Genomic DNA, 18,542 nt, shown 5'->3' with positions numbered 1-18,542 from the left:
GACGCCCTGGTGGCGTACCTCCCGGTCGAGGGCTGATGAGAAAGGAGTCGACATGGTCTGCGAGTTCCCGGTGTGGGTGCACTTGGCCCGGAAGACGCCGGTGCGCGCGGCCGTGCGGGGCCGGGTCTACGAGATCGGCGCTCCCGAGCGCCCGGACGGCGAGGTGCTGCTGACGGTCTGGACCGGAGGGCGCGCCGTCGGTCAGGTGCTGGCGACGGAGCCGCCGGTCTTCCGCCGCCTCGGCCCGCGGGCCGCCGCTGAGCCGCAGCCCGTGAGCGGCATCCCCGACCTCCTGGAGTGCGCGGCCGGGCTGCGTTAGACCGAGCGGGTCCGGGTGCGTGCCGGTCGAGTGGCCCCGCGGGGGCGCATCGGGCGAGGGGTGGATCTCGATACGTGTCGGCGGCGCCGCGAGATGCCACTTGTGAGCGCGACACGCCGAGGAATGCGTGCACAAGTGGCATCTCGCGGAGCGGGGAGGGGGGTCACTGCCAGAGGACGATGCGGTGGCCGGCGACGTCGGCCACCAGCGCTGGGGTGTCGTAGAGCGCCTCGAGGTGGGGGGCGGTGAGGACCTCGGCGACCGGGCCGTGGTGGGCGATGCGGCCGTCGCGGACGGCGACGATGCGGTCGGCGAACCGGGCGGCGACGTTGATGTCGTGCAGGACCACGACGATCGTCATCCCCCGCTCGTCGGCGAGGCGGCGCAGGAGCTTCATCAGCACGACGCCGTGGCGCGGGTCGAGGTTGTTCAGCGGCTCGTCGAGGAGGAGGTGGTCGGTGTCCTGCGCGAGGGCCATCGCGACGAAGGCGCGCTGGCGCTGGCCGCCGGAGAGCTCGTCGAGGAAGCGCTCGCGGACGGCCGAGAGGTCCAGCGCGGCGATCGCGGCGTCGACGTGGGCGCGGTCCTCGGGGGAGGTGCCGCGGCCGCCGTGCGGGAAGCGGCCGTAGGCGACGAGGTCCTCCACGCTCAGGCGGATGGCGACGTGGTTGTCCTGGCGGAGGATCGCCAGGCGCCGGGCGATGTCGCGGGAGCGGGTGGTCGCGACGTCGAGGCCGTCGACGCCGACGCTGCCGGCGGTCGGCTTCACCAGGCGGCCGATGGTGGCGAGGAGGGTCGACTTGCCGGAGCCGTTCGGGCCGATGATCGCGGTGAGGCCCGCCTCGAGGGCCAGCGTGACGTCGTCGACGGCGACGACGCTCCCGTGCCGGGTGGTGACGGCGGTGGTCTGGATCATGTCAGCGGGCCCTTCCGGTGAGCACGAGGAGGAGGAAGAGGAGGCCGCCGGCGAACTCGATGACGACCGGCAGCTCGGTGCCGAAGCCGAGCACGCGGTCGAGCACGAGCTGACCGCCGACGAGGGCGACCACTCCGACCGCGACCGCCGCCGGGATGCTGCGCAGGTGCCGGTGGCCGACGACGGTGTAGGCGACGTTCGCGACGATCAGGCCGAAGAAGGCGACCGGGCCCACGAGCGCGGTCGAGGCCGCCACCATCACCGCGACCGCGACGATCACGTGCATCACGGTGCGGCGGTGCTCGACTCCGAGCGAGACGGCGGTCGCCTCGCCGAGCGCGAGCACGTCGAGGGAGCGGCGGATCGGCCAGAGGGAGGCGATCGCCGCGGCGACGAGCACGCCGGTCGGCAGCAGCAGCTCGCGGTCGACGGAGGTGAAGCTCGCGAAGGTCAGGTTCTGCACGACGGCGAAGGTGTCCGGATCGAGGAGGCGCTGCAGGAAGCCGGTGACCGAGCGCAGCAGCACGCCGAGCACCAGTCCCGCGAGCACGATGACGTGCAGATCGAGTCGGCGGCGGACGAAGAGCCAGGAGTAGAGGGCCGTGACGACGCCGACCATCAGCACGAGCTCGATCAGCCAGGAGGCGAGTGGCGGCGCCGACAGCAGCAGGGCGGGGCCGATCGCGAAGGCGGTCACCACCTGCAGCAGCAGGAACACCGCGTCGAAGCCCATGATGCCGGGGGTGAGGATGCGGTTCGCGGTGACGGTCTGGAAGAGGACGGTGCCGACTCCGATCGCCGCGGCCGCGATCACCATGCCGAGAACGGTGCGGGTGCGCAGGCCGAGGGCGTACTCCCAGCGGCCGGGGAGGTCGGTCACAAGATAGAGGGCGACGACGGCGACGGCGATCGCGGCCAGGAGCACCAGGCGCGGGCCGGGGCTGCGCAGAGTCTCCGGACGGAGGGCGCGGGCGGCGCGGCGGGGTGCGAGGGCGGTCACGCGGCGGTCCTCCGACGGGCGGGCCCGATCAGCAGGCGGAGGAAGACGAGACCGCCGAGGATCCCCATCACCAGGGAGATCGGCAGCTCGAACGGGAAGCGGACGGTGCGGGCGACCAGGTCGCAGGCGAGGACCAGGGCCGCTCCGAGCAGGGCGACGAGCGGCACGGAGCGGCGCATGGTGTCGCCGACGAGCCGGCTGACGAGGTTGGGCACGATCAGGCCGAGGAAGGGCAGGGCGCCGGTCACGACGATCATCACTCCGGTGACCGCGGCGATGATGACGACACCGGTGAGCATCACCGCGCGGGTGTCGAGGCCGAGGCCGCGGGCGGTGTCCTCGCCGAGGGCGGCGACGGTGAAGCGGTCGGCGGCGATCCAGGCCACGGCGGCGGCGGCCGCGGCGACGTAGAGCATCTCGTAGCGGCCGCGGAGGATGCCGGAGAAGTCGCCGATGCCCCAGTTCAGGAGCTCCTGCTGGGTGTCGGTGCGGTAGGCGAGGAAGGTGGTGGCGGCGCCGATCACTCCGGAGTAGAGGAGGCCGACGACGGGCACGAGGACGCTGGAGCGCGCCGGGATGCGGCGGGACAGTGCGAGGAAGCCGAGCACGCCCGCGAGGGCGCCGACCGCGGCCAGCGCCGCCTTCGCTCCCATCGGCAGCGCGGGGGCGAGCAGGAGGACGGCGAGCAGGGCGAGGGTCGCGGCATCGGTCGCGCCGGTGGTGCCGGGCTCGACGAGGCGGTTGCGGGTGAGCAGCTGCAGGATCAGGCCGGTGACGGCGAACGCCGCGCCGGCGAGGATCAGGGCGAGGGTGCGGGGGAGGCGGCTCTCGACGAGGACGAACGCGTCGAGCTCGGCGACCCCGAGGAACAGCGAGAGCGTCGCGAGGGCGGCGACGAGCGCCGTCCCCGCGACGATCAGCGCGCGGACGGGAGGACGGACCACGCGGGGAGCGCTCAGCTCTGCATCGCGTCGTGCACGCTCTCGAGCACGTTCTGCACGGCGGTGAGGCCGTTGATCACGATGTAGAGCTCGCTCGCGGGCAGTTGGACGATGCGGTCGTTCTGCGCGGCGGGGGTCTGCGCGACGAGGGCGTTGTCGAGGGTCGCCTCGGCGGTGCTCGCGGCGCCGGTGGCCGCGCCGCGGTCGAAGGCGAAGATCCACTCGGGCGCGGCGGTGAGGAGGAACTCGTTCGTGACGGTGTCGCCGTGCGGAGATCCCTCCGTGCCGGGCAGCTCGGCCGCGGCGACGGCGGGAGTGAAGCCGAGGTCGTCGAAGAAGTAGCCGAAGCGGGAGCCCTCGCCGAAGGCGCTGTACTCGCCGCCGGAGACGGAGAGCACGAGGGCGCTGCCGTCGGCCCGGTCCTCGATGGTCGCGGCGAGCTGCTCGGTGGCGGCGGCCTGGGCGGCGACCTCCTCCTCGCGGTCGAAGATCTCGCCGAGCTGCGTGGCTCGCTCGAGGGCGGCGGCGGGGTCGAAGGTGCCGGCGTAGCTGCCGGTCAGGTCGATCGTGGTGGCGATCTCGGACAGCTCGTCGTACTGGCCGGTGCTGCGCGCGGCGGTGACGATGAGGTCGGGCTCGAGCTCGGCGACGGCCTCGAAGTCGGGCTCGAAGAGCGTGCCGACCTTCGGCAGGTCGGCGTACTCGGCGAGGTAGTCGGGGAGGGTCGCGTCGGGGATCGCGACGACGGCGTCGCCGGCGCCGATGGTGTGCAGGGTGTCGAGCGTGGCGATGTCGAAGGTGACGACGGCGGAGGGGGAGGCGGGCACCTCGACGGAGGTGCGGGCGACGGCCGTGTCCTCCCGGTAGGACTGCTCGCCGTCCTCCTCGACGAGGGTCAGCGTGGGCTTGGCGTTCTCGACGACGATCGTCTCGGCGGCTGCGCTCGTCGCGGCTCCGGAGGCGCCGGACGAGCAGCCGGCGAGGGCGACGGAGGCGGCGGCGAGACCGGCGATCAGCAGGGGGATGCGAGGGCTGGATGTGCGGTGCATGAGGGTAGGCTAGCCTAATTCTCAGTAAGGGTAGCCTCAGTTCTGGTGGCGGGCGGATCTTGATACGCCCGCTGCGCGGGCTACTCGATCAGCAGAAAGGGCCGCTCCGCGGGCTGGCTTGATCGGCATGGATGACCCGCTTCGCGGGCTGCTCGGGCGGGGAATCCATGCTGGTCGAGTAGCCCCGGAGGGGCGTATCGAGACCCGGCGTGCTCGGCTGGGCGGGTCTGCAGGCTGGAGTTCTTGCCTGGGTGGATCTCGATACGCCCGCTGCGCGGGCTACTCGATCAGCATGAGTGGGGCGACTCCGCGGCTACCCGATCAGCGTGCATCTCCGGAGGGGTGGGGTCAGAGGTCGATCGTCAGGGCGGAGGCTGCGGCTCGGGAGACGCAGGGGTACATGACGGGGGAGTCGGGGGACGTCGTCAGGGAGTCGCGGTGGTCGACGGGGCCCGCGAGGACGGGGACGGCGCAGGAGCCGCAGACGCCGCGGAGGCAGGAGCCGGTGACGGGGAGGTCGCGGGAGGTCAGGGCGTGCAGCATCGACTGGCCGGCGCCGACCTCGACGGAGACGTCGGAGCGGGCGCAGTGCACGGTGAAGGGGGCGTTCGGGCGGGCGGCGACGGGCTTGGGCTCGAAGCGCTCGAGGTGCAGGCTGCCCGCGGGCCAGGCGGCCATCGCGGCGGCGATCGCGTCGAGGAAGCGGGCCGGGCCGCAGGCCTGCACGACTCCGGGGCGGGGCCTTGCCAGAAGCGCAGGGAGGTCGAGGCGGCCGCGGAGGCGGACGGAGTCCGGGGCCGCGAAGTTCGGGGCCGCGAAGTTCGGGTCCGCGGAGTTCGAGGCCGGGGAGTCCGGGGCCGGGGAGTGCACGGTGACGCGGTCGCCGAGCGCGTCCAGCTCGCTGCGGAAGGGGACGTGGGCCGCGCTGCGGACGGCGTAGTGCAGGGTCCACGGGGACCCGTCGCGCTCGAGGCGCTGGGCGAGCGGGAGGATCGCGGTGATGCCGATGCCGGCGGCGAGAAGCAGGTGCTCGTCGGCGCTCGCCAGGGGGAAGAGGGAGCGCGGCGGGCGCACGTGCACGGTGGCGCCGACGCGGAGGAAGTCGTGGATGTACATCGAGACGCCGCGCGAGTGCTCCTCGCGGAGGACGGCGATCCGGTAGCGGCGGCGGTCGGCGGGGTCGCCGCAGAGCGAGTACTGCCGCTCCTGCCGGGTGATCAGCTGGACGTCGAGGTGCGCGCCCGGCTCCCAGTCGGGCAGGTCGCCGCCCGCGGGGTCGGCGAGCTCGACGGCGACGACGCCCTCCGCCTGCGGCACGATCGCGGTGACGACGAGCGGGATCCGGCCCGCGCGGTCGCTCACCTCAGCGCCCCGACCGGGCAGTGCGCCGCCACGTCAGTACAGCGTCCGGTAGCCGAGGTCCGAGGCGTCGTCGATCGCGCGCGCGACCTCGGCGCTCAGCCCGGAGGCCTCGGCCCACATCGTGCCGGCGCTCGGAACCTCCTCGGCGAGGTCCTGCATCTCCGGGTCCCAGAGCCGCGAGCGCAGCAGGGCCCGGCCGCAGTGCAGGTAGACCTGCTCGATCTCGACGACGGTGGCGAGGTCCGGGACGACGTGGTCCTGCTCGAGCATCGCGAGCAGCTCCGGGTCGTCGGTCACGTACGCCGAGCCGTTGATCCGGAGCGTCTCGGTCATGCCGGGCACGAAGCAGACCAGGCCGACGTGGCCGTTCTCGAGGATGTTGGAGAAGGAGTCGCCGAGGCGGTTGCCGAGGCGGTCAGGGATCACCACGGTGCGGTCGTCGATCGCGCGGACGAAGCCGGGACGGTCGCCGCGCGGCGAGCTGTCGCAGCGGCCGGCGGCGTCGCTGGTGGAGAGGCAGGCGAACGGCGAGTGCGCGAGGAAGACGCGGCAGCTGCGGTCGAGCCGGTCCATGATCTTGTCGCGGGCGGGCTGCTCGGGCTCGCCGAGGACGGCCCGCAGTGCGTCGGGGGAGACGGCGCGGTAGCGGGTCACGCGAGCGCCTCGGCGGGACTCGGCGCGTCCGCGGTCAGGGCTAGCCGGTCCAGCGCCAGCTGCGCGAGCGTCTCGGCGTGCAGGCCGAGCAGCGCGTCGTCGAAGACCGCCGACTCGGAGTGCATCGACGGCGCTCCCTCGGCCGGGACACCGGGTGGGCGGGTGCCGAGGAAGAGGAGGGTGCCGGGGATCTCGTCGAGGACGTAGGCGAAGTCCTCCGACGCCATCGACGGCGCGGGGAGGCGGAGCACGCGGTCGGCGCCGTGCCGGGCGGTGAGCGCGGCGATCACGCGCTCGGTCTCCTCCGGATCGTTGTGGGTGACGGGGTAGGAGTCGATGAACTCGGTCTCGACGCCGCAGCCGTGCGCCGCGGCGACGCCGGCGGCCAGCTCGGCGAGCGAGGAGCGGACGAGGGCGAAGGTGTCGCGGGAGAGCGTGCGGATGTTGAGCATCAGCTCGACCCGTGCGGCCAGGACGTTGGGTGCGGTCGAGTCGCTGACGATGCTGACGACCGAGACGACGGCGGGGTCGGTCGCCGGGACGCGGCGGGCGACGAAGGTCTGCAGGGCCTGCACCAGGGCGGCCGCCGCGGGGATCGGGTCGACGGCGAGGTGCGGGAACGCGGCGTGCCCGCCGGTGCCGGTCACGGTGATCCGCATGCCGCTGGCGCTCGCCATCATCGGGCCGGAGCGGGTGACGAAGAGGCCGGAGTCGGTGGAGCAGTCGACGTGCATCGCGAAGGCGGCGACCGGGCGCTCGCCGGCGGCGTCGAGGACGCCCTCCTCGATCATCAGGCGGCCGCCGGCGAAGCCCTCCTCGCCGGGCTGGAGCATCAGGACGACGGTGCCGGCGAGCTCGTCGCGGCGGGCGGCGAGCAGGCGGGCCGCGCCGATCAGACCCGCCATGTGCAGGTCGTGACCGCAGGCGTGCATCGCGCCGTTCGTCGCGGCGAACGGCAGCCCGGTCGCCTCGACGACGGGGAGCGCGTCCATGTCGGCGCGCAGCAGGACGACCGGTCCGGGGCGGCCGCCGCGGAGGACGGCGGTGATCGAGCCGAGGGCGCGGCCGGTCGTGATCTCGAGGCCGAGCGGGGCCAGCTCCTCGAGCAGCAGCGCCTGGGTGCGCGGCAGGGCGAGGCCGAGCTCGGGGTCGGCGTGCAGGCGGCGGCGCAGGCGCACCAGGTCGTCGTGGAGGCCGGGGATCACTGCGGGGTCTCCGGCCGCATCGAGGCGTGCACGCGGCGCATCCGCTGGGCGAGCGCGGGGTTCGAGTACGGCCCCGGCGCGTCGAGCGCCGCGGTGACCCGGTCGACGACCTCGGCAGGCTTGTCCTGGCTCATCTTCTCCTTGGCCTCGAGCCGGGTGACCCGGAGGCGGAAGCCGACCGTGCCGTGCACGATCCGCTCGGCGTAGGCCGAGTTCTCGGCGCTGATCCGGAGGCGGAACGGCTCGGGCAGCTCGTCCTCGAACTGGTCGACGAGCCGCTCCAGCACGGCGAGGTTCTCCTCGTCGCCGAGCAGCTCGGGCACGCCCCAGACGTGCACGGCGGCGAAGTTCCAGGTCGGCACCGCCCGCGCGACGCCGTACCAGCTGGGCGAGACGTAGCCGTGCGGGCCCTGGAAGACGACGGCCAGCTCGGACTCGCCGAGCCGGTGGGCGCGCTCGTCGGGCCGGCCGACGTGGCTGACCAGCACGAGCTCGTCGGGGTCGGCGCCGGGGAGCGGCTCCTCCAGCAGGAACGGGTAGTGCGAGACGACGACGCCGTCCTCGGTGGCGCTGACCATCGTCGCCCAGGGCGTCGCGCGGATCAGCGCGCGGATCTCGGCGGGGTCGGTCATCGCGTACTCGGTGCTCTCACGCATCGGCGGTCTTCTCGGCGCGGGCGGCGGTCCGAGCCAGGATCGCAGCGAATTCTGGCCAGAGCTCCACGGGGATGTCGTGGCCCATCTCCTCGTAGAGGTGCAGCTCGGCCTGGGGCAGGATCCGCGCGGTCTCGAGCGCGGCGCTCCAGTGCAGGCTCTGATCGCCGCGGCCGTGGATCACGGCGACCGGCACGGTGACCCTCGCCATCGCCTCCCGCCGCTCGAGCGGTCCGCGCAGCAGCGCGTTCCACTGCCGGATCAGCCCGGTCGGAGTGTAGGCGCGGTCGTAGTAGCGGGCGCCGAGGGCGGCGCTCGCCGCCTCGTCGAAGGGGAAGCCGGGCGACTGGTAGTGCCGCTGGCCGCCGACGAACATGGCGATGTAGGCGTCGCGGTCGAGCGACTCCGGGACCTCGGTGATCGGCGCGCCGGTGTGCTCGCCGACCAGGAACTCGGGCGCCGAGCTGAGCGAGGTCGACATCAGGCCGAGCGAGGCGACCCGCTCCGGGTGCAGGATCGCGACCAGCTGGGCGATGTAGCCGCCCATCGACATGCCGGTGAGGTGCGCGCGCGCGATCCCGAGCTCGTCGAGCACGGCGACGACGTCGAGCGCCATGTCGGCGAGGTCGTAGCCGGCCGTGGTGTCCTCGGGGCCGCCGGTCGCCTGGCTGAGGCCGACGTCGCGGTTGTCGGTGCGGACGACGAAGAAGCCGTGCTCGGCGAGCAGCTCGCAGAAGCGGTCGTCCCAGCCGATCAGCTGGGCGCCGCCGCCGTGCAGCAGGACGAGCGGGCGGCCGGACGGGTCGCCCGTCGTCTCGTAGTGCACGGCGACGCCGGCCGGGGTGGTGATCAGGGGCATGGCGGGAGGGTCCTGTCGGGGAGGAGCGAGTGGCTGTGGAGAACGGGCGGCCTGCGCGGCCTGTGGAGGAGAGGTGTCCTGTGGAGAACGCGCGGGTCTGCGCGGCCTGTGGAGGAGAGTCCGTCAGAGCGCGGACCAGGTCGGCCGGCCGCCGAGCAGCGTCGCCGCGACGGGTGTCGTGCGCAGCTCCGCGTCGTCGGCGGTCGCCGGGTCGCGGTCGAGCAGCACGAGGTCGGCCGCGGCTCCCACGGCGACGGTCGCCCCGCGGGTGCTCGCCGCGAGCGCGACGTCGAACGGCAGCCGCTCGGCCGGGTGCCAGGCCTCGCGGCCGTCGCGGCGGCGGCTGACGGCGGCGGCCAGCGAGATCCACGGGTCGAGCGGGGCGACGGGCGCGTCGGAGCCGAGGGCGAGGCTCGCGCCGGCGGCGTGCAGCGAGGCGAAGGCGAAGGAGCGGTCGGTGCGGCCGGCCCAATGCCGGTCCGCGACGTCGCGGTCGTCCATCGCGTGCTCCGGCTGCACGCTCGCGACGAGCCCGAGGCGGCCGAAGCGCGCGAAGTCCTCGGCCGCGACGAGCTGGGCGTGCTCGATCGTGCCCGCGAGGCCGAGCCGCTCGAAGACGTCGAGCACCTCGGCGTTCGCGCGGTCGCCGATGGCGTGCACGGCCGGGAGGATGCCGGCGTCGCGGGCGCGGATCAGCAGGCCCTCCACCTCCTCGGGCGCGACGCTCAGCACGCCGCAGGGGTGCGGGTGGTCGGCGGCGATCCCGGGGTAGGGGTCGAAGCAGTAGGCGGTGCGGGTGTTCAGCGAGCCGTCGACGACGATCTTGAGGCGGCCCATCCGGGCGAGGCCGGCCGGATCGAGGGCGTCGCCGGTGCGCAGCCCGCGGGCGATCGCGTCGTCGAGCCGGTCGGGCCAGACCGAGGTCTCGACGCGCAGGGACGTGACGCCCTCCGCGATGCGGGCCGGCCAGGCGCGGGAGTTGTCGGCGTTCTCGAACTCGACGATGCCCACGACTCCCCGGGCCGCGGCGGCCTCGGCGGTCTCGCGGTAGGCGGCGACGGAGGGCAGGCCGACGGCGTCGATCAGGTCGAGCGTGCCGATCCACTCCGTCTCGCGCAGCACCCCGTCCGCCGGGATCGACAGGCCGAAGCGCCGGCCGGCCGCGCTGTTGAGCCAGCCGCAGTGCAGGTCGCCGCTGATCAGGACGACCGGGCGGTCGGGCGCGATCGCGTCGAGGGCGGCGCGGGTCGGTGCATCCGTCCAGAGGCCGTCGCGGAAGCCGTAGCCGATGAGCACGGCGTCCTCGCGTACCGGCAGCGCCGCGCGCATGATCGCCACGGCCTCGGCGGCGCTCGCCCCGGGGGCGAGGTCGACCCGCTGCCGGCGGACCACCCACTGGGTGAAGTGCACGTGCGCGTCCCAGAAGCCGGGCGCGAGGAAGCGGCCGTCGGCGGCGATCGCCTCGGTGCTGCTCGGCAGCGTGCCGGCCGGGGCGATCTCGGCGATCGCGCCGTCGCGCAGCAGCAGGTCGGCAGGGGCGTCCTGCCCCGCGAAGCGAGCGGAGCGGATCAGGAGCTCGGTCATGCGTCCTCCAGGTCGAGAGGCCGGCCCATCACGGGCACGGCCCGGAGCAGCTGCCTCGTGTACGGGTCGGCGGGATCGGACAGCACGGTGTCGGTCGTGCCGTGCTCGACGAGGCGCCCGCCGCGCATCACCGAGACCTCGTCGCTGACGTAGCGGACGACGGCGAGATTGTGCGAGATGAAGAGCATCGTGAGGTCGAGTCTCTGCTGCAGCTCCCGGAGGAGGTTGAGCACCACGCCCTGCACCGAGACGTCGAGCGCCGAGGTGATCTCGTCGGCGATCAGCACCTGCGGCTCGGCGGCCAGCGCCCGGGCGATCGTGATCCGCTGGCGCTGCCCGCCGGAGAAGGCGGTCGGGCGGTCGTCGGCGCGCGCCGGGTCGATGTGCACCAGGTCGAGCAGCTCGCGGACGCGGTCGTCGCGGGCGGCGGTGGAGTGGCGCCGGCCGGTCGCGAGCAGCCCCTCGGCGATCGAGGCGCCGACGCTCATCCGCGGGTCGAGTGCGGACAGCGGATCCTGGAACACCATCTGCACCCGGCGGCGCGCGGCCCGGGCCGACGGCTCGCGGCTGGTGATGTCGACGCCGTCGAGCAGGATGCGGCCGGAGTGCAGCGGGGTGAGGCCGACCGCGACCCGCGCGACCGTCGACTTGCCGGAGCCGGACTCGCCGACCAGTCCGTGGGTGGTGCCGGGGCGGACCGTCAGGTCCACGGCGTCGACGGCCGTGGTCGCCGAGCGGCCGTGGCCGAAGCGCACGGTCACCGCCTCGTAGCGCAGCTCGCTCATGCGGTCAGTGCCTCCTGGTCGTGGGCGGGCAGGTCGTGGGCGGTCCGGTCCGCGGAAGGCGGCTCCTCGTCGATCGCCGCGATCACCGGGAGCAGCGCGCTCCGGTCGGTCGCCATGTCCGGCACGCAGGCGATCAGCCCGCGCGTGTAGGGGTGCCGCGCCTCGTCGAGGCGGTCGGCGGCGATCTCCTCGACCACGCGACCGTCGCGCATCACCACGATCCGGTCGCAGAAGCCGCTGACCAGCGCGATGTCGTGCGAGATGAAGAGGATCGCCGCTCCGGTCGCGGTCTGCGCCTCGCGCAGCGCCTGCATCACCTGCCGCTGCACGGTGACGTCGAGCGCGGTGGTCGGCTCGTCCGCGATCAGCAGCCGCGGCGTGCCCATCAGGCCCATCGCGATCATCGCCCGCTGCCGCATGCCGCCGGAGAACTCGTGCGGCAGCCGGCCGACGCGCTTCTCGGCGTCCGGGATGCGCACCAGGTTCAGCTTCTCGATCGCGCGGCGCAGCGACTCGGCGCGCGGGGTGCGGGCGTGCACCTCGCTCGCCTCGCGCAGCTGGCGGCCGATGGTGAGCGCCGGGTTGAGCGAGGTCAGCGGGTCCTGGAAGATCATCGCCTGCTCGAGGCCGAGGCGGCGGCGCTCGCCGGCGTTGGGCACCGCGGTCATGTCGATGCCGCGGAAGACGAGCTGCTCGCTGGTGACCAGCGCGTCGGGGCCGAGCAGCCCGGCGACGGCGCTCGCCGTGACCGACTTGCCCGAGCCGCTCTCGCCGACGATGCCGACCGTCTCGCCGGGCAGGATCGTCAGGTCGACGCCGTGCACGCGCTCGGTCATCGCGCCGTCGCGGCCGGGGAACGCCACGCGCAGCCCGGACATCTCGACGACGGGCATCGCATCGGTGACGGGTGCGACGACCTCGTCCGAGCGCCGGCGCTTCACGGCCTTGACCGCGCGGCGGCGGGAGGACGACTCGCTGAAGACCTCGCCGAGCAGCGCGAAGACGACGCCGACCAGCACCACGGCGATGCCGGGGCCGATCGCGGCCATCGGATCGACGTAGATCCGCTTCGCGCCCTCGTTGAGCAGCCGGCCCCAGTCGTACTCGGGCGCCTGGACGCCGAGGCCCAGGAAGGACAGCGCGGCGAAGGAGAGCAGCGTGACGGAGGCGTGCGCGGCCGAGTTGACCAGCAGCGGCGGCAGGATGTTCGGCACCACGTGCCGGGCGGTCGTCCGCAGCGGGCGGCTGCCGAGCATCCCGGCGGCGCGGACGTAGTCGCTGGACGACACCGAGGCCGCGAGCGTGCTGGTGAGCCGCGCGAAGACCGGGATGCCGGCGAAGCCGACGGCGAGCATCGCGCCGACCGCGGTCGTGCCCCAGATCACCGAGAAGAACAGCGCGAGCAGCAGCCAGGGGAAGGACAGCAGGATGTCGATGAGGCCGGCGATCAGCCGCTGCAGCAGGCGGGGCAGCAGCACCGCGACGACGCCGAGCAGCACGCCGCCGACGACCGAGATGCCGGTCGCGCCGAGGGTGAGCAGCACCGAGACGCGGGTGGCGACGACGACGCGGGCGAGGAGGTCGCGGCCGAGGTCGTCGGTGCCGAAGGGGTGCGCGAGGCTCGCGCCCTGCTGGCGGTCGGCGATCGAGCGCTCGGTGGCGAGGTCGCCGAAGAGGATCGGGCCGAGGACGGTCGCGAGGATCACCAGGACGAGGCCGACGGCGGCGGCGACGCCCTGCGGGGTGCGCAGCGACTCCGGGAGCCGGTGGGCCAGGGACGGGCGGGGGGAACGGGATGCAGTGCTCATGGCTCAGGCCTCCGCGATGGCCGACCGCGGGTCGAGCGCGGCGAGCAGCAGGTCGATGACGAGGTTGGCGGCGAGGACCAGGACGGCGTACATCAGCACGATGCCCTGGATCAGCGGGTAGTCCTTGGTGGTGATCGACGAGACGATCGTCGATCCGATGCCGGGGATGACGAAGACCGTCTCGATCAGCACCGTGCCGGCGACGAGGCCGGTGAGCACCACTCCGCCCGCGGTCAGCGTCGCCGTGACGATGTTGGGCAGCGCGTGCCGGAGGTAGAGCAGGTGCCCCGGCAGCCGCTTGCTGCGCGCGGTGGTGAGGTAGGGCGCCTCCAGCACCCGCACCATCTCGACGTGCACGATGCGCGCGAGGTAGGCGAGCGGGCCGATGGCGAGCGCGAGCACCGGCAGCACCGCGTACTCCGGGCCGCCCCAGCCCGCGGACGGCGCGAGCGGCACGACGATGCTGAACAGCCAGATCAGCACGACCGCCAGCAGGAAGTTGGGGATCGCGATCACGACGCCGAGCAGTCCCGAGACGCCGAGGTCGAGCGTGCGGTGCTTGCCGGCGCGGGCTGAGACGGCCGTCGCGACGCCGATCGGGAACGCGCCGAGCGCGGCGACCGCGAAGGCGACGACCGAGAGCATCAGCGTGGCGGGCAGCCGCTCGGCCAGCGTGCTGCCGACCGGGCGCTGCGTGCTGATCGAGGTGCCGAGGTCGCCCCGGAGCAGCCCGCCGAGGTAGTTCGCGAACTGCTGGCCGATCGGCAGGTCGAGGCCGAGGGTGCTCCGCAGCACCGCCACGGTCTCGGCCGGTGCCGTCGGGCCGAGGGCCGCGCGCACCGGGTCGCCGGGCACGAAGTGGACCATGAAGAAGGAGGCGATCAGCACGATCACCAGCGAGACCGCCGCGCGGGCGAACCGCTTGAGCAGGAAGGCGAGGCGCGGGGAGCTGACCACGCCGAGCAGACGATCCCCCCGGCGCGGACCGGCCGCGGGCGCGCTCGGCGGGGAGGCCGGTGACAGCGGGGCCGTGGGTCGCACCGAGGGGATCGTCATGGTCAGCCCTGCATCCGGATCGTGGTGGGAGCGACGGTGCCGGGACGCTCGAGGGTCGCGCCCTTGACGTACATCGGCGACTCCGTCTCGGCGAGCGGGAAGACGTCGACCCGCTCGATCAGCTCGGCCTCGGCCTGCTTCCAGACACCGCAGGCCTCGTCGGCGCTGCCGGCGCTGAGCGCCTGCGTCGCGAGGGCGTTGTACTCGGGGTTCGAGACTCCCATGAAGTTGTAGCCGCCGTTCTCGCTCGTCTCACCGAGGAAGAACAGGCTCAGCACCACGGGGCTGGAGGGGGCGAGCTGGATGAAGCCGGTGTCCCAGTCGTAGCTCTGGTAGAGGTCGGTCGACCAGCCGGCCGAGTCCTCGGCGACCAGGTCGGTCGTGATGCCGAGCTCGTTCCACTCCTGCTGGACCTCCTCGGCGGCGGCGCCGTGCGAGGGCGTTCCGGCGTCGTAGAGGAAGCGGATGGTCAGCGGCTCGCCGTCCTTCGCGCGCAGTCCGTCGGAGCCGAGCGGGTAGCCGGCCTCGTCGAGCAGCTCGCCGGCGGCGTCCACGTCGGTGTCGGGCAGCGTCCACTCCGGGCCGCCGGCGACGCAGGTGAGCGGGATCTGGTTGACCAGCGAGACCGAGTCGACGGCGTTGCCGTCGGTGACCAGCTCGCCGACGGCGTCGCGGTCGAGCGAGAGGGTGAGCGCCTGGCGGACGCGGACGTCGGCGGTGGGGCGGTCGGTGCGCTCGTTGAAGAGCATCTCGCCGATCGGGTTGAGCACGCCCTCGGTGTCCAGGCCCGCCGCGTCGAGGCGCTGGCGGTCGGCGCCGATGACGGAGGCGGCGTTGAGCTCGCCCGAGATCAGCAGGTTCGCGGCGGTCGCCTCGTCGGTGATCACCCGCGCCTCGATCTCGTCGGGCAGGCCCTCCGTGTCGCTGGTGACGTCGTCCGGGCCCCAGGTGTAGCCGTCGCGCTTCGTGTAGGTGTAGTCGGAGCCGGGGCTCGACGCGGTCAGCGCGTAGAGAGCGGTGCCGTTGGTGGTGTCGGTCAGGGTCGACGGGTCGTCGAGGCCGGCCTGGCAGACCATCTCGATGCTGCCGGTGCCCTGGAGCAGGAACGGGTTGTTGGCCGTCGAGGTGACGGTGACGACGTTCCCGTCCGCGGTCGCCGTCATGTCGGCGGTGACGCTCGAGCCGAACCAGAACGTGCCGTTGTCGGCGTTCGCCTGGTAGGCGAAGTTCGCCGCGGCCGTCTCGGCGGTGAAGGGGGTGCCGTCGGCGCAGGTGATGCCGTCCTTCAGCGTGTACGAGATCGAGGTGGGCGTCGACTCCCAGCTCTCGGCGAGGAAGGGGACGACCTCGCCCTCGGGGGTCGTGTAGGCGAGCGAGTCGTAGCCGAAGGTGACCATCGCGCGCTGCACGAGCGAGACGCCGGTGAACGGGTTGAGGCTGCCCGGGTCGTCGTTGATCGCGAGGGAGAAGGTGCCGCCCGAGACGGGGTCGGCGTCGGACGCGGAGCCGCCGGCGGGGGCCGAGCAGGCGCTCAGGGCGAGCAGCGCCACCAGCGAGCCCGCGGCGACGGCCGGGACTCGGAGCGCTGTGGTGCGGGGAGAACGGGTCATGATGCGTCCTTCGGGGAATGCAGGGCGAGTGGTGCAGGACTCCCGATCAGGGCCAGCGGGCCCGCGGCCTTCACGGAGACTTTGAGCGAGGCGCTGGCCGAGTACGACAGCGGCGTCTCGAGCACGTCGACGATCTCGACGAGGCGCGGATCGGCGCCGGCCTGGATCGCGCGCTCGATCGCGATCCGGCCGGCCGCCTCGATCGCGGCGGCGCGGTCGACGTGGTCGCACAGCTGGTCGGCGCGGCCGCCGGCCAGGGCGATCGCGGCGCCGACGGCGTTGGCCACGTTGCCGCGGTCGGGGCGGAGCACCTCGCTCGCGCCGTGCACGTGGTCCGGGACCAGGAAGCCGCCGCCGCCGACGACCACGAGCGGCAGGCCGACGCGGCCGAGCGACATCCGCTCGACGGCCGACTCGATCCGGTCCTGCGCGACGGCGAGGGCGTTGCCGAGGGCGGAGCGGGTGGCGCGGTCCAGCGCGGGGAGGGCCCTGCCGGGGATCATCCCGGGCAGCTGCATCGCGGCGGCGTCGGTGAGGGTGGCGGTCGCGCCGCCGAAGAGCAGGCCCTCGCGGGCGATCCGGTAGCCGACCGAGTCGGTGGTCGGCACGCCGGTGGCCGTGTCGACGATCGTGCCGCCGCCGATCCCGACGCTGAGGATGTCGGGCATCCGGAAGTTGGTGCGGACGCCGCCGATCTCGCGCGGCAGGGTCGACTCGCGGGGGAAGCGGTCGACGAGCACGCCGAGGTCGCTGGTGGTGCCGCCGATGTCGATGATGATCGCGTCGTCGGCGCCGGAGAGGAACGCGGCGCCGCGGATCGAGTTGGCGGGGCCCGAGCCGATGGTGAGCACGGGGTAGCGGGCCGCGTACTCGACGGCCATCAGCGTGCCGTCGTTCTGGGCGAAGAAGGTGGCGGCGTCGAGGCGCTCCTCGTCGACCACGGTGAGCAGTCCCTGCGTCACGTCGCGGGCGATGCCGTGCAGCGCGGCGTTGAGCACGGTCGCGTTCTCGCGCTCGAGCAGGCCGAGCGCGCCGATCTCGTGGCTGAGCGAGACGGGGAGGTCGACGCCGACGTGGTCGGCGACCAGCGCGGCGACCTCGAGCTCCTGCTCCGGGAAGGAGGGGCTGAAGATGCCGCAGACGGCGACCGCGTCGAAGCGGCCCTCGAGCGAGTCGAGGAAGCGGCGGACGCCGTCGACGTCGAGCGGCGAGATCGGGTAGCCGTCGATCAGGTGGCCGCCGCCGGCGAGCAGGGCGCCGGCGAGCACGGTGTCGCGGAGGTCGGCGGGCCAGCCGGAGAGCGAGGGGAACTCGGTCGAGGCGGGGGCGCCGAGGCGGATCACGGCGACCCGGCCGAGGTCGCGGCGGCGGACGATCGCATTGGTGGCGTGGGTGGTGCCGAGCATGACGCGGGAGACGCGGTCGCGGTCGGCGCCCAGCTCGCCGAGCACCGCGGAGAGCGCGGCGCGGATGCCGCCGGTGACGTCCTCGGTGGTGGCCTGCTTGGTCCAGGCGGTCACGGCGCCGTCGGCGTCGAGCACGACGGCGTCGGTGTTGGTGCCGCCGACGTCGATGCCGACGGAGAGGTCGCGGAGTGCGGCGCTCATCGGGCCACCTCCGCCACGGCGCCGTCGAACGGCACGTAGTCGAAGTCGAAGTTGAAGGCGGCGGGGCCCGCTAGCTCGATCCCGCGCGGGGTCCGCCAGAGCGGATCGCAGGCCCAGGCGAGCACGCTCACCCGCTGGCCGAAGCGGAGCATCTCGGTCGAGATCGCCTCGCCGGTCTCGGAGTCGAGGATCGAGACGAGGTCGGGGACGCTGACGACCACGCCGCCGTCCTCGATCACCACGAGGTTCTCGTTCTGGATCTCGACCCGCACCATCCGGCTGCGGTCGGCGCCGACGCCGTCGATCGTGACGGAGCCGCGGGTGAAGCCGCCCTCGGTGCTGCGGTCGATGTCGATCACCTTGCCGCCGATCAGCACGGCCGCGCCGAGCTCCTCGGCGATGTCGGTCACCGGGTCGGCGGAGGCGAGCAGGCGGCGGCCGACCTGGATCGCGCGGCTGACGGTGCCCTCGATCACGGCGCCCGGGGCGGTCTCGTGGGTGAGCAGGTAGTGCGCGCCGAGGGCGATGCCGCCGGCCGCGACCGTGAAGGCGCGGGCGTGCCGCTCCAGCCAGGCGATGTCGACGGTGCGGAGGACGGTGACGTTGCCGACCACGTCGCTCATCACCGCGAACTCGCTCGGCAGGCCGGCGACGTTCATCGAGATCATCGTGGCCTTCGGGAACGCGCGGCCCATGCCGTCCGCGTCGAGGACCGCGAGGCCGAGCTCCGCGGCCCAGCCGACCGGCGCGACGCCGTTGCTGCCGCCGATCTCGGCCGCCATCACGGTGGTGACCGGGCGGCCGATCAGGCGCTCGACCTCGCGCAGCAGCGTGTGCGCCTGGCTGCTCGAGCCGAGCATCTCGATGCCGACCGAGGGGGCGCCCATCCCGGACATGATGATGACCGCGTCGTCCGGGCCGAGGTCCTCGACGCCGACCACGCGCACCGGGCCGTTGGCGTCGATCGCGTTCTCGACCGAGAGCTGGGCGCCGTGCACCGAGCCGCCTCCGCCGGTGCCGAAGACCGCGCAGCCGGCGGCCAGGGGAGCGACGTCGTCGCGGGTGATCAGGCGGACGGGGCTCGGTCCGGCCGGGGGCGTGAAGCTCATGCTCCGAGGCTAGCCAGGGGTGCAA

The 18,542-nt window shown here is 73.7% G+C and carries 17 protein-coding genes; 1 reads left to right on the top strand and 16 read right to left on the bottom strand.

All coding sequences use genetic code 11. The features are described 5' to 3' along the window. Positions 1–52 precede the first annotated feature (52 nt). Positions 53–319 (top strand): hypothetical protein, encoded by a 267-nt coding sequence (locus tag MT353_RS09010; RefSeq protein WP_243600749.1) that lies wholly within the window; start codon positions 53–55, stop codon positions 317–319. Positions 320–482: 163 nt separating this feature from the next. Here the strand turns inward: MT353_RS09010 and MT353_RS09005 are convergent, their stop codons facing one another. The 16 genes from MT353_RS09005 to MT353_RS08930 all read right to left on the bottom strand — a co-directional run bounded on the left by MT353_RS09005 (position 483) and on the right by MT353_RS08930 (position 18,517). After that, positions 483–1,235, bottom strand: a complete 753-nt coding sequence (locus MT353_RS09005; protein ID WP_243600748.1) for an ABC transporter ATP-binding protein — start codon at positions 1,233–1,235, stop codon at positions 483–485. Between the two features lies 1 nt (position 1,236). Beyond that, complete coding sequence (locus MT353_RS09000) at positions 1,237–2,235, bottom strand: iron chelate uptake ABC transporter family permease subunit (RefSeq protein WP_243624203.1); 999 nt, start codon at positions 2,233–2,235, stop codon at positions 1,237–1,239. Continuing rightward, a complete protein-coding gene (locus tag MT353_RS08995) occupies positions 2,232–3,179 on the bottom strand; it encodes an iron chelate uptake ABC transporter family permease subunit (RefSeq protein ID WP_243600746.1) in 948 nt (315 codons plus the stop codon). The genes MT353_RS09000 and MT353_RS08995 overlap by 4 nt, the downstream gene beginning before the upstream one ends. Before the next feature lie 11 nt (positions 3,180–3,190). Then, complete coding sequence (locus MT353_RS08990; protein WP_243600745.1) at positions 3,191–4,225, bottom strand: siderophore ABC transporter substrate-binding protein; 1,035 nt, start codon at positions 4,223–4,225, stop codon at positions 3,191–3,193. A 348-nt stretch (positions 4,226–4,573) separates the two neighbouring features. Continuing rightward, entirely contained in the window at positions 4,574–5,587 is a 1,014-nt protein-coding gene (locus tag MT353_RS21940) for a PDR/VanB family oxidoreductase (protein ID WP_243600744.1), read from the bottom strand. Between the two features lie 33 nt (positions 5,588–5,620). After that, entirely contained in the window at positions 5,621–6,241 is a 621-nt protein-coding gene (locus MT353_RS08980) for an MSMEG_1061 family FMN-dependent PPOX-type flavoprotein (protein WP_243616200.1), read from the bottom strand. Next, positions 6,238–7,446 carry a M20 family metallopeptidase gene (locus tag MT353_RS08975; RefSeq protein ID WP_243624202.1) on the bottom strand — a complete coding sequence of 403 codons (1,209 nt, stop codon included), beginning with the start codon at positions 7,444–7,446 and terminating at the stop codon, positions 6,238–6,240. The genes MT353_RS08980 and MT353_RS08975 overlap by 4 nt, the downstream gene beginning before the upstream one ends. Next, positions 7,443–8,102 carry an FMN-binding negative transcriptional regulator gene (locus MT353_RS08970; protein ID WP_243624201.1) on the bottom strand — a complete coding sequence of 220 codons (660 nt, stop codon included), beginning with the start codon at positions 8,100–8,102 and terminating at the stop codon, positions 7,443–7,445. The genes MT353_RS08975 and MT353_RS08970 overlap by 4 nt, the downstream gene beginning before the upstream one ends. Then, on the bottom strand, positions 8,095–8,958 hold the full coding sequence (locus MT353_RS08965) for an alpha/beta fold hydrolase (RefSeq protein WP_243624200.1): 864 nt from the start codon (positions 8,956–8,958) through the stop codon (positions 8,095–8,097). Before MT353_RS08965 ends, MT353_RS08970 begins: the two co-directional genes overlap by 8 nt. 123 nt (positions 8,959–9,081) lie before the next feature. After that, on the bottom strand, positions 9,082–10,542 hold the full coding sequence (locus tag MT353_RS08960; RefSeq protein ID WP_243624199.1) for an amidohydrolase: 1,461 nt from the start codon (positions 10,540–10,542) through the stop codon (positions 9,082–9,084). Then, a complete protein-coding gene (locus tag MT353_RS08955; RefSeq protein ID WP_243600738.1) occupies positions 10,539–11,327 on the bottom strand; it encodes an ABC transporter ATP-binding protein in 789 nt (262 codons plus the stop codon). Before MT353_RS08955 ends, MT353_RS08960 begins: the two co-directional genes overlap by 4 nt. Then, positions 11,324–13,135, bottom strand: coding sequence for a dipeptide/oligopeptide/nickel ABC transporter permease/ATP-binding protein (locus MT353_RS08950; RefSeq protein WP_243624198.1), 1,812 nt, complete (start codon positions 13,133–13,135; stop codon positions 11,324–11,326). Before MT353_RS08950 ends, MT353_RS08955 begins: the two co-directional genes overlap by 4 nt. Before the next feature lie 3 nt (positions 13,136–13,138). Further along, entirely contained in the window at positions 13,139–14,092 is a 954-nt protein-coding gene (locus tag MT353_RS08945) for an ABC transporter permease (protein ID WP_243624197.1), read from the bottom strand. A gap of 101 nt (positions 14,093–14,193) precedes the next feature. Next, entirely contained in the window at positions 14,194–15,801 is a 1,608-nt protein-coding gene (locus MT353_RS08940; protein WP_243624196.1) for an ABC transporter substrate-binding protein, read from the bottom strand. After that, positions 15,798–17,408 (bottom strand): hydantoinase/oxoprolinase N-terminal domain-containing protein, encoded by a 1,611-nt coding sequence (locus tag MT353_RS08935; protein ID WP_127887760.1) that lies wholly within the window; start codon positions 17,406–17,408, stop codon positions 15,798–15,800. Before MT353_RS08935 ends, MT353_RS08940 begins: the two co-directional genes overlap by 4 nt. Further along, on the bottom strand, positions 17,405–18,517 hold the full coding sequence (locus MT353_RS08930; protein WP_243624195.1) for a DUF917 domain-containing protein: 1,113 nt from the start codon (positions 18,515–18,517) through the stop codon (positions 17,405–17,407). Before MT353_RS08930 ends, MT353_RS08935 begins: the two co-directional genes overlap by 4 nt. Between the last annotated feature and the right edge of the window lie 25 nt (positions 18,518–18,542).

It is taken from the genome of Rathayibacter sp. VKM Ac-2927 (assembly GCF_022815525.1).
Lineage (GTDB): Bacteria > Actinomycetota > Actinomycetes > Actinomycetales > Microbacteriaceae > Rathayibacter > Rathayibacter festucae.
This window is presented reverse-complemented; position numbering and strand designations above follow the sequence as displayed.

What these genes read in the sequence shown, in the direction of transcription:
- MT353_RS09010 (WP_243600749.1), top strand. Translation starts at nt 53, where the DNA reads ATGGTCTGCGAGTTCCCGGTGTGGGTGCACTTGGCCCGGAAGACGCCG.
- MT353_RS09005 (WP_243600748.1), bottom strand. Translation starts at nt 1,235, where the DNA reads ATGATCCAGACCACCGCCGTCACCACCCGGCACGGGAGCGTCGTCGCC.
- MT353_RS08990 (WP_243600745.1), bottom strand. Translation starts at nt 4,225, where the DNA reads ATGCACCGCACATCCAGCCCTCGCATCCCCCTGCTGATCGCCGGTCTC.
- MT353_RS08970 (WP_243624201.1), bottom strand. Translation starts at nt 8,102, where the DNA reads ATGCGTGAGAGCACCGAGTACGCGATGACCGACCCCGCCGAGATCCGC.
- MT353_RS08965 (WP_243624200.1), bottom strand. Translation starts at nt 8,958, where the DNA reads ATGCCCCTGATCACCACCCCGGCCGGCGTCGCCGTGCACTACGAGACG.
- MT353_RS08960 (WP_243624199.1), bottom strand. Translation starts at nt 10,542, where the DNA reads ATGACCGAGCTCCTGATCCGCTCCGCTCGCTTCGCGGGGCAGGACGCC.
- MT353_RS08955 (WP_243600738.1), bottom strand. Translation starts at nt 11,327, where the DNA reads ATGAGCGAGCTGCGCTACGAGGCGGTGACCGTGCGCTTCGGCCACGGC.
- MT353_RS08950 (WP_243624198.1), bottom strand. Translation starts at nt 13,135, where the DNA reads ATGAGCACTGCATCCCGTTCCCCCCGCCCGTCCCTGGCCCACCGGCTC.
- MT353_RS08940 (WP_243624196.1), bottom strand. Translation starts at nt 15,801, where the DNA reads ATGACCCGTTCTCCCCGCACCACAGCGCTCCGAGTCCCGGCCGTCGCC.
- MT353_RS08935 (WP_127887760.1), bottom strand. Translation starts at nt 17,408, where the DNA reads ATGAGCGCCGCACTCCGCGACCTCTCCGTCGGCATCGACGTCGGCGGC.
- MT353_RS08930 (WP_243624195.1), bottom strand. Translation starts at nt 18,517, where the DNA reads ATGAGCTTCACGCCCCCGGCCGGACCGAGCCCCGTCCGCCTGATCACC.